Origin of the sequence: Pseudomonas inefficax (assembly GCF_900277125.1) — a bacterium.
Classification (GTDB): Bacteria; Pseudomonadota; Gammaproteobacteria; order Pseudomonadales; family Pseudomonadaceae; genus Aquipseudomonas; species Aquipseudomonas inefficax.
In genome coordinates this window covers 121834-130974 of record NZ_OPYN01000200.1, presented here as the reverse complement: position 1 = coordinate 130974, position 9141 = coordinate 121834, and the positions used below count along the sequence as shown (strand labels likewise).

The window sequence follows — 9141 nt, the reverse complement described above, 5'->3', positions numbered from 1 at the left end:
TCTTAGCCGTTCTGCAAAATCGCCGGGGGCGCTGCGCGCCCCTTTCGCGACGCAAGGCCGCTCCCACATCGGCCCCGGCAATCCCTACTTGAACACCTTCTTGAAGAACGCCTGCATGTCCGCCCAGGAGCTTTCGTCCGCCGCCTTGTTGTAGCCGATATCCGGCCCGCCATGCTCGCCATGGCTCAAACGGTCTGCATCCGGGTTGGTAAACCCGTGCTTGGCCCCGTCGATACTGACGAACTGATAGTTGACCTTGGCCGCATCCATCTCGGCCTTGAACGCCTCCACCTGTTGCGGTGTAACCATGCTGTCCGCCGCACCATGCTCGACCAGGATATCCGCGCGAACCACCCCAGGCCTGGCCGGGGTCTGGGTAGCCAGCGCGCCATGGAAGCTCACCACGCCGTCGAGTTTTTCGCCGCGCCGTGCGGCATCCAGCACCACCTTGCCGCCGAAGCAGTAGCCGACAGCGCCCAGTTGATGCTTGTTGGTGTTCGGCTGCAGTTTCAGCAGTTCGAGGCCGGCATCGAAGCGCCGCGCAGCCGCTTTCGGGTCCTTCAGCGCCTCTGCCATGAATGCCTGGGCATCGGCAGGGTGTTCGGTTTGCTTGCCGTCGCCATACATGTCGATGGCCAACGCGTTGTAGCCCAGCGCCGCGAGGTCGCGGGCGCGGCGCTTGGCGTAGTCGTTCAGCCCCCACCATTCATGCACCACGACAATGCCGGGGCGCTTGCCTTCGACAGCGTCGTCATAGGCGTAGTAGCCGACCAGGCGATTGCCGTCGGCGTCCTGGTAGGGGATCTCGCGGGTTTGTACCGCCGCTTGGGCGAGGGCGGCGCTGCACATCAGGGTCAAGGCCAGCAGGGCACGCATGGTCACTACTCCTTGTTCTGCAAACGGTTCGTTCAGCCGGGGTTCAGCCAGGGTTCAGGCGCGGTTCAGGGTGCCCTGCTTACTCTAGCTTCCAGACCGAAACAGCGCACCCAACTGGAGTATCCAGCCATGAAAACCTTCAACACCCTGCTTGCCGCCATGGCCGTCTGCGCCGCTGGCATCACCACTGCCCAGGCCGCTGACGACAACTTCGCCAGCCTGACCTACGGCCAGACCAGCGACAAGGTTCGCAAGTCCGGCCTGCTGCAGCGCAACACCGACCACCTCAACGCCGACGGCATCATCGGCAAGGACGACACCTGGGGCGTACGAGTGGGCAAGATCAATGACCAGGGCCGCTACTACATGACTTACGACAATGTCTCGGGCGACCACAGCGGCCTTAAGCTGCGCCAGGAAAACCTGCTGGGCAGCTACGACCTGTTCCTGCCTGTGGGTGATACCACCAAGCTGTTCGGCGGCGGCAGCCTGGGCGTGACCAAGCTGACCCAAGACTCGCCGGGCGCCAGCCGGGATACCGACTACGGTTACGCGTATGGCCTGCAGGCCGGCGTGATTCAGGACATCACCGACAAGGCTTCGGTGGAGCTGGGCTACCGTTACCTGCGTACCAACGCCGCCACCGAAGTAGGTGCGCACGGCGGACCGAAGGATGGCACCCTGCGCCTGACCAGCAGCGCGCAGACCTACCTGGCGGCAAGCTACAAGTTCTGACGGGCGAGCCGGGTTATCCTGTACCGGCCCTTTCGCGGGCACGCCCGCTCCCACAGGTACTGCACAAGCCTCCGGGGCAGTGCGATCCCTGTGGGAGCGGGCGTGCCCGCGAAGAGGCCGGTACAGGCAATACAAACAAGGAGCTGCACATGAAACTGCTGGTGGTCGAGGACGAAGCCCTGCTTCGCCATCACCTCTACACCCGCCTGGGCGAAAGCGGCCATGTGGTCGAGGCGGTCGCCGACGCCGAAGAGGCGCTGTACCAGGCCGGGCAGTACCACTTCGACCTGGCCATCATCGACCTGGGCCTGCCCGGCATCAGCGGGCTGGAACTGATCACGCGCCTGCGCAGCCAGGACAAGACCTTCCCCATTCTCATCCTCACCGCCCGTGGCAACTGGCAGGACAAGGTCGAAGGCCTGGCCGCCGGTGCCGACGACTATCTGGTCAAGCCGTTCCAGTTCGAAGAACTCGAGGCGCGCCTGAACGCCCTGCTGCGCCGCTCCAGCGGCTTCACCCAATCGACCATTGCCGCCGGCCCGCTGGTGCTCGACCTCAACCGCAAGCAGGCGACGCTGGACGAGCAGCCCTTGGCCCTGACGGCCTACGAATACCGCATCCTCGAATACCTCATGCGCCATCACCAGCAGGTGGTGGCCAAGGACCGCCTGATGGAGCAGCTGTACCCGGGTGACGAGGAGCGCGACCCCAATGTCATCGAAGTGCTGGTCGGCCGCCTGCGGCGCAAGCTCGAGGGCGAGCACGGTTTCAAGCCGATCGACACCGTGCGCGGCCTGGGCTACCTGTTCACCGAGCGCTGCCGATGATCCGTTCGCTGCGGGTGCGCCTGATGCTGGCGGCCGCGGTGCTGGCGCTGCTGTTCATGCTGGCGCTGCTGCCGGCCTTGCAGAAAGCCTTCAGCCTGGCCCTGCAGGAGTCGATCGAACAACGCCTGGCTTCGGATGTGACCACGCTGATTTCGGCTGCGCGCATCGAACATGGCCAACTGCAGATGCCTACGCTGCTGCCGGACGAGCGTTACAACCTGCCGTACACCGGCCTGCTCGGCTATATCTTCGACCGCGACGGCAAGCTGGTCTGGCAGTCGCGGGCTACCGCCGCGCAGAACATCAACTACCGCCCGCGCTACGACGGCCGTGGCAATGAATTTGCCCGTATTCACCAGGCCGATGGCGAAGAGTTCTTCGTCTATGACGTCGAGATAAAGCTGCTGGGTGGCCAGAGCGCCGCCTACAGCATCGTTGCCCTGCAACCTGTGCGCGAATACCAGCACACTCTCGATGGCCTGCGCGAAAAGCTCTACCTGGGCTTTGGCGCGGCCTTGCTGGCGCTGCTGGTGCTGCTATGGGCCGGTTTGACCTGGGGCCTGCGTTCGTTGCGCCGGCTCAGTCGCGAGCTGGACGACGTGGAGTCGGGCGTGCGCGATGGCCTGAGCGGCGAACACCCACGTGAGCTGCTGCGCCTGACCGGCTCGTTGAACCGCCTGTTGCGCAGCGAGCGCGAGCAGCGCCAGCGCTACCGTGATTCGCTCGATGACCTGGCGCACAGCCTGAAGACGCCGTTGGCGGTGTTGCAGGGGGTGGGCGAAAGCCTGCAGCAGCGTAGCGGCGAGCGCGAGCAGGCGCGCGTGCTGCAGAGCCAGATCGAACGCATGAGCCAGCAGATCGACTACCAGCTGCAACGCGCCAGCCTGCGCAAGAGCGGCCTGGTACGCCACAGCGTGCTGCTGCGACCGCTGCTGGACAGCCTGTGCAGCACCTTGGCCAAGGTGTACCGGGACAAGCGGGTGGAGGTGACCCTGCAACTACCAGAGGCGGCGCAGGTGCCGATGGAGCAGGGCGCGTTGCTGGAGCTGCTGGGCAACCTGCTGGAGAACGCCTACCGACTGAGCCTGGGCCAGGTGCGCGTGAGCCTGGAGCAGGCGCCTGGGCAGTTGACCTTGTGCATCGAGGACGACGGGCCGGGGGTGCCGGTGGATCAGCGTGAGCGGATTCTGGAGCGTGGGGAGCGGCTGGACAGCCAGCATCCCGGGCAGGGGATCGGGCTGGCGGTGGTCAAGGACATCGTCGACAGCTATGACGCCGAGTTGAGCCTGGGTGATTCTCCTCTGGGGGGCGCGGCGTTCAGGATCACATTCAACCTGGATTGATTTTTAGCCTGTGCCGGCCCTTTCGCGGGCTTGCCCGCTCCCACAGGTACTGCACAGGGCCTCAGGCCAGTGCGGTGCCTGTGGGAGCGGGCAAGCCCGCGAAAGGGCCGGCACAGGCAACCCACAATGGGCGGATTCCCGCCAATACCTCTGTACAAATCCCGCCATCGGGCGGAAATCCGCCAGCCCACCTCAGGCAAGTCGCCCCGTCGTTGGGCGTTTATCCCTTGCAAATACGGCCCTTGCACCCTTCGTGGGCATTTTGGCACCACCCTTGCTATTGATCCTCGCAGAGGCCTGCCCAGGCAGCTCGAACACAACGACAAATCCCTCCGGGTGCAGGAGGGTTAGCGATTCAGGTGCCCCATCGCCCTGGGAAGGGTGAGCCGGCACACTCGAGGAAAATTAGCCATGACGACACGTCAGCCGCTGTATAAATCCCTGTATGTCCAGGTGTTGGTCGCCATCACCATCGGCATCCTGCTCGGCCACTACTACCCGGAGACGGGCGTCGCTCTCAAACCCTTGGGTGACGGCTTCGTCAAACTGATCAAGATGGTCATCGCCCCGATCATCTTCTGCACCGTGGTCAGCGGCATCGCCGGCATGCAGAGCATGAAGTCGGTCGGCAAGACCGGCGGTTACGCGCTGCTGTACTTTGAAATCGTCTCCACCATCGCCCTGATCATCGGCCTCGTCGTCGTCAACGTGGTCAAGCCGGGCGCTGGCATGCACATCGACGTCACCACCCTGAACGCCAGCAGCGTGGCTGCCTACGCCGCCGCCGGCGCGCAGCAGACCACTGTCGGCTTCCTGCTCAACGTCATTCCCAACACCGTGGTCGGTGCCTTCGCCAACGGCGACATCCTGCAAGTGCTGATGTTCTCCGTGCTGTTCGGCTTCGCCCTGCACCGCCTGGGCAGCTACGGCAAGCCGGTGCTGGACATGATCGACCGCTTCGCCCATGTCATGTTCAACATCATCAACATGATCATGAAGCTGGCCCCGGTCGGTGCCTTTGGTGCAATGGCCTTCACTATCGGCCAGTACGGCGTTGGTTCGCTGGTGCAGCTTGGCTACCTGATGGCCTGCTTCTACATCACCTGCCTGCTGTTCGTGCTGGTGGTGCTGGGTGGTATCTGCCGCGCCCACGGCTTCAGTGTCCTCAAGCTGATCCGCTACATCCGTGAAGAACTGCTGATCGTACTTGGCACTTCCTCCTCGGAATCGGCCTTGCCACGCATGCTGGCGAAGATGGAGCGCCTGGGTGCGAAGAAGTCGGTGGTTGGCCTGGTCATCCCGACCGGTTACTCGTTCAACCTCGACGGCACCTCGATCTACCTGACCATGGCTGCGGTATTCATCGCCCAGGCCACCGACACCACCATGGACATCACGCACCAGATCACCTTGCTGCTGGTGCTGCTGGTGGCGTCCAAGGGTGCTGCCGGCGTTACCGGCTCGGGCTTCATCGTGCTGGCCGCCACCCTCTCGGCTGTTGGCCATCTGCCGGTTGCCGGCCTGGCGCTGATCCTCGGCATCGACCGCTTCATGTCCGAAGCCCGCGCCCTGACCAACCTGGTTGGCAACGCCGTTGCCACCGTGGTCGTGGCCAAGTGGGTGAAGGAAATGGACAACGACAAGCTGGCATCGGAGCTGGCCTCCGGTGGTGCGCCGCTGGTCGATACCCGTCCGACCGACGACCTGGGCGTGGCTGAAGGCCCGGCTCGCTGATCGCAGGATGGTGAAAAGAAAAGGCGACCTCAGGGTCGCCTTTTTCATGTCTGTGCGGCGCACGGTTCCCTGTGGGAGCGGCCTTGTGTCGCGAAAGGGGCGCGCAGCGGCCCCAGGGTATCAGCCATCCTGCAAGATTGCCGGGGCTGCTGCGCAGCCCTTTCGCGACACAAGGCCGCTCCCACAAGGTTTGCGCACAGCCTTCAGGCCAGCACCACCTCCAGCACCCGGATCACGTCCGGTTGCGGGTAGTGCCAACGCACCTGCACATCCCAGAACTTCACCCCATACACCCGCTCCGCCGGCGGCACCTGGTAGGCCGGCCGTGGGTCCTGCGCCAGGCATTGCTCGATCAGCTCCACCAACGGTTCACCCAGGCGCAGTGCATGTTCGCGGGCCTGGAGCAGGGCATTGTCGCACCACTGCACGGCGATCGCGGCAGGCGCCTGGCTGGCCATCTGGTTGCTGGCGCCAGCGATGCTATCGGCGTACGGCACATACGGCTTGATGTCCAGCACCGGCGTGCCGTCCAGCAGGTCGATACCAGACAGCAGCAGCCGCCCGGGTTCCACGCCTTCCAGGCGTACCACCGACTGGCCGATGCCATTGGGCCGGTGAGTGGCGCGGGTGGCGAACACACCCATGCTCCTGTTCCCGCCCAGCCGCGGTGGCCGCACCTTCAGGCGGGGTTTGTCTTCCAATGCCTGGTGGAACAGGAACAGCAGCCAGACATGGCTGACCTGTTCCAGCCCCTCGACCGCATCGCCCTGGTCGAACGGCGGCAGCAGCTCGAGCACTCCGCGTGCGGCGGGCGCCAGTTGCGGCTGGCGCGGGATGGCGAACTTTTCCTTGAAACAGGAGCGGATGATGCCGACCGGGGTAACCGTGTGCTGCATCGCCAATCAGCCGCGCACGCGCAGGGTCAGGCCCTTGAGGAAATTGCGCAGCAACTGGTCGCCGCAGGGGCGGTAATTGTCATGGCCGGCCTTGCGGAACAGTGCGCTGAGCTCGGGCTTGCTGACCGGGAAGTTGACCGACTTGAGGATCGCATGCAGGTCGTCTTCCTTGAGCTCGAAAGCCACCCGCAGCTTCTTGAGGATGAGGTTGTTGGTCACTGGCAGCTCGATCGGCTGCGGCGGGCGGCTGTCATCCTTGCCGCGACGGTGGATCACCAGGCCGTCGAGAAAGTGCGCGATGACCCGTTCCGGGCAGCGCACGAAGCCTTCCTCGTCTTCCTTTTTCAGGTAGGTGGCCAGTACCAGGGGATGCACGTCGAGGCCAGATAGCCCGATGATTTCGGCCATCTTGGCGTCATTCACCTTGAGCATGTAGCGCAGGCTGCGCAGGACGTCGTTGTGGTTCATTGTTGCAGAATCCTGTTCAGGTGCCGCGCCTGTGGGCGCGGCGTATTGCTTAGAAACGTTCGGTAGTGGCCAGGTAGCGCCACTGGCCCAGGGGCAACTTGCCCATCGACACGCCACCCAGGCGGATACGGCGCATGCCGACCAGCTCCAGGCGCAGGTAGGCGCACAGCTCGGCAATCTGCCCTGGCTGCGGGTTTTTCAGGGCCATGCGAAGGTGGGTCTCGTTCTGCCAGCTGGCCTTGGCTCTAGGCAGCTCGCGGTCATTGCGGGTGGCACCGCGCGCCAGGCGTTCCAGCGCCTGGGGCGTGGTTTCGCCGCGCACTTCTACGATGAATTCCTGTTCGAGGCGGCGCAGGTCCGCGTCGATCTTGCGGGTTACCCGCCAATCCTGGGTGAATACCTGCAGGCCGCTGGCACCGCGTTCCAGCGGCGCCACGCAGGCCTGCCGGGCAAAATGCCCGTGCAAGGCGCGCACACCTTCGCGGTGGGCTTCGCTGAGGGTGCTCATGTTCATGCTGGCGCGGGCGGCTTCGCTGTCCACGCTGGCCGGTTGGTTCAGCAGCAGGGTTACCGGTTCCAGCGTTTCGGCACGGGCACCCGGCAGCAGTTCGACGCGTTGCTGCTCGACCTTGAACTGCGGTTGCTCGACCACCACGCCATCGACCGTGACCCAGCCGCCTTCAATATACTGCTCGGCCTCGCGGCGGGAGCAGCCAAGCTGCTCGATAAGGCGTTTGGACAGGCGGACGGGTTCGGACATGACGGCAATTCGCAAAGGCAGGGAAAGACCTGCATTGTACCTGCCCGCGCGGCCGAGGGGCTGGGAATCTGTGTCATTTACGCCGTTTTGCGCAGGCGCATGTGCAGCAATGGGTAGGGCTGCCCCAGGCCGTCGGTCTCCGAACGACCGATCACCTCGAAGCCCTCATGCAGGTAGAAGCCCAAGGCTTGCGGGTTCTGTTCATTGACATCCAGCCGCTCGGCATTCAGTTCGTCTATTGCATAGCGCAGCAGACGCTTGCCAACCCCTTTGCCACGGTAGTGCGGTGCGACGAACAGCATGTCCACGCGCCCGTTGGCGACCCCGGCGAAACCACAGATGCGCTGGCGGTCCTTGCAGCAGATCAGCATCACTGCGTCGAGGTAGCGACGCAGTACCTGGTCGCGCAGCAGGACGATGTAGCAATCCGGCAGGAAGTCGTGGGTGGCTCGTACCGAGTCCTCCCACACCTGTGTCAGTTCGCCGTAGTCACCCAAGCGCGGGGTTTGCAGCGTCAGTACCGAATGCATGCCGGTGTTCCTCCATGACGATAAGGCAAACATAGCAGGCCAACCACTGGTCGGCTTGTCCGTGCGCTGCTTGAACCTCAGCGTTTGCCGGTCTATTACTTTTCCGTGGGAAAAATTCCCACGCATCGAAAGGCAACAACCGAACTCAGGATTCCCGGCTTGATCTGGCGTTTCTCATGGCGACAACCTGGAGACGAAATATGCAAATCCATGTGCTGTTCAAAAAGGCTCTATTGGCTGTAGCCGTTGCTGGCGTGCTGTCGACTTCCATCGTTCTGATCCCTGACTCGATTTCCAGTGGCTCCAGCGCCTACGCCAAGGATGGCGGTGGAGGCGGCGGTCACGGAGGAGGCGGTGGCGGTGGTCACGGTGGTGGTGGCGGTGGCCATGGCGGCGGCGGTCACGGTGGCGGCGGTGGAGGCGGCGGTCACGGTGGCGGCGGTGGTGGCCATGGCGGTGGCGGCGGTGGTCACGGTGGCGGCGGTGGTGGCCATGGCGGTAGCGGCGGTGGTCACGGTGGTCACGGTGGTGGCGGTGGCCATGGCGGTGAAGGCGGCGGCCACGGCGCTGGCGGGGATGGAGATGGCCATGCCGGCAACAGTGGGCGCGGCCATGACGGTTCCTCGAACTCTGGGCGCAGCGGCAACCACGCTGAAGCAGGTGACGATCATGGCAATCACGTTGGCGGTGAGCCTGGGGACGATCACGGTAATCACGTTGGCGGCGAGCCCGGTGACGATCATGGCAATCACGTTGGCGGTGAGCCCGGGGACGATCATGGCAATCATGTTGGCGGTGAGCCTGGCGATGACCACGGCAATCACGTTGGTGGTGAGCCTGGTGATGATCGTGGCGACCATCTGGGTGGCGAACCTGGTGATGACCGCGGTGAGCATGCCGCAGGCGAACCGGGTGATGACAACAGCAGGAGCTGACTGGCTCTGAACGGTCTCATGCAGCGCCTACGGGGCG

The 9141-nt window shown here is 64.2% G+C and carries 10 protein-coding genes; 5 read left to right on the top strand and 5 right to left on the bottom strand.

Going from position 1 to position 9141, the window contains the following annotated elements:
• Positions 1 to 84: 84 nt before the first annotated feature.
• The gene (locus tag JV551A3_RS24640) at positions 85 to 876 is read right to left on the bottom strand and encodes a dienelactone hydrolase family protein (protein ID WP_133974814.1); all 792 of its coding nucleotides are present in this window, start codon (positions 874 to 876) and stop codon (positions 85 to 87) included.
• Positions 877 to 1005: 129 nt separating this feature from the next.
• Between JV551A3_RS24640 and JV551A3_RS24635 the strand changes: the two genes are divergently transcribed.
• The 4 genes from JV551A3_RS24635 (at position 1006) to JV551A3_RS24610 (ending at position 5515) form a co-directional block, all read left to right on the top strand.
• Positions 1006 to 1611: an outer membrane beta-barrel protein gene (locus JV551A3_RS24635; RefSeq protein ID WP_013973837.1), complete on the top strand. Its 606-nt coding sequence runs from the start codon at positions 1006 to 1008 to the stop codon at positions 1609 to 1611.
• A gap of 149 nt (positions 1612 to 1760) precedes the next feature.
• On the top strand, positions 1761 to 2438 hold the full coding sequence (locus tag JV551A3_RS24625; protein ID WP_025340281.1) for a response regulator: 678 nt from the start codon (positions 1761 to 1763) through the stop codon (positions 2436 to 2438).
• Complete coding sequence (locus JV551A3_RS24620; protein WP_133974812.1) at positions 2435 to 3781, top strand: ATP-binding protein; 1347 nt, start codon at positions 2435 to 2437, stop codon at positions 3779 to 3781. Before JV551A3_RS24625 ends, JV551A3_RS24620 begins: the two co-directional genes overlap by 4 nt.
• Positions 3782 to 4192: 411 nt before the next feature.
• On the top strand, positions 4193 to 5515 hold the full coding sequence (locus JV551A3_RS24610) for a dicarboxylate/amino acid:cation symporter (protein WP_133974808.1): 1323 nt from the start codon (positions 4193 to 4195) through the stop codon (positions 5513 to 5515).
• A gap of 203 nt (positions 5516 to 5718) precedes the next feature.
• Here the strand turns inward: JV551A3_RS24610 and tsaA are convergent, their stop codons facing one another.
• The 4 genes from tsaA to JV551A3_RS24590 all read right to left on the bottom strand — a co-directional run bounded on the left by tsaA (position 5719) and on the right by JV551A3_RS24590 (position 8169).
• The gene (tsaA, locus tag JV551A3_RS24605) at positions 5719 to 6411 is read right to left on the bottom strand and encodes a tRNA (N6-threonylcarbamoyladenosine(37)-N6)-methyltransferase TrmO (RefSeq protein WP_133974806.1); all 693 of its coding nucleotides are present in this window, start codon (positions 6409 to 6411) and stop codon (positions 5719 to 5721) included.
• A 6-nt stretch (positions 6412 to 6417) separates the two neighbouring features.
• Positions 6418 to 6879, bottom strand: a complete 462-nt coding sequence (locus tag JV551A3_RS24600; RefSeq protein ID WP_112253470.1) for a YehS family protein — start codon at positions 6877 to 6879, stop codon at positions 6418 to 6420.
• 49 nt (positions 6880 to 6928) lie between these two features.
• The gene (locus JV551A3_RS24595) at positions 6929 to 7639 is read right to left on the bottom strand and encodes an rRNA pseudouridine synthase (protein WP_133974804.1); all 711 of its coding nucleotides are present in this window, start codon (positions 7637 to 7639) and stop codon (positions 6929 to 6931) included.
• Between the two features lie 77 nt (positions 7640 to 7716).
• Positions 7717 to 8169 carry a GNAT family N-acetyltransferase gene (locus tag JV551A3_RS24590; protein WP_133974802.1) on the bottom strand — a complete coding sequence of 151 codons (453 nt, stop codon included), beginning with the start codon at positions 8167 to 8169 and terminating at the stop codon, positions 7717 to 7719.
• Positions 8170 to 8369: 200 nt separating this feature from the next.
• Between JV551A3_RS24590 and JV551A3_RS31145 the strand changes: the two genes are divergently transcribed.
• The gene (locus JV551A3_RS31145) at positions 8370 to 9104 is read left to right on the top strand and encodes a hypothetical protein (protein WP_235874639.1); all 735 of its coding nucleotides are present in this window, start codon (positions 8370 to 8372) and stop codon (positions 9102 to 9104) included.
• Positions 9105 to 9141 lie beyond the last annotated feature (37 nt).

Excerpts from the sequence above, each read along its gene's own strand:
- JV551A3_RS24640 (WP_133974814.1), bottom strand. The coding sequence starts at position 876 with ATGCGTGCCCTGCTGGCCTTGACCCTGATGTGCAGCGCCGCCCTCGCC.
- JV551A3_RS24635 (WP_013973837.1), top strand. The coding sequence starts at position 1,006 with ATGAAAACCTTCAACACCCTGCTTGCCGCCATGGCCGTCTGCGCCGCT.
- JV551A3_RS24625 (WP_025340281.1), top strand. The coding sequence starts at position 1,761 with ATGAAACTGCTGGTGGTCGAGGACGAAGCCCTGCTTCGCCATCACCTC.
- JV551A3_RS24620 (WP_133974812.1), top strand. The coding sequence starts at position 2,435 with ATGATCCGTTCGCTGCGGGTGCGCCTGATGCTGGCGGCCGCGGTGCTG.
- JV551A3_RS24610 (WP_133974808.1), top strand. The coding sequence starts at position 4,193 with ATGACGACACGTCAGCCGCTGTATAAATCCCTGTATGTCCAGGTGTTG.
- tsaA (WP_133974806.1), bottom strand. The coding sequence starts at position 6,411 with ATGCAGCACACGGTTACCCCGGTCGGCATCATCCGCTCCTGTTTCAAG.
- JV551A3_RS24600 (WP_112253470.1), bottom strand. The coding sequence starts at position 6,879 with ATGAACCACAACGACGTCCTGCGCAGCCTGCGCTACATGCTCAAGGTG.
- JV551A3_RS24595 (WP_133974804.1), bottom strand. The coding sequence starts at position 7,639 with ATGTCCGAACCCGTCCGCCTGTCCAAACGCCTTATCGAGCAGCTTGGC.
- JV551A3_RS24590 (WP_133974802.1), bottom strand. The coding sequence starts at position 8,169 with ATGCATTCGGTACTGACGCTGCAAACCCCGCGCTTGGGTGACTACGGC.
- JV551A3_RS31145 (WP_235874639.1), top strand. The coding sequence starts at position 8,370 with ATGCAAATCCATGTGCTGTTCAAAAAGGCTCTATTGGCTGTAGCCGTT.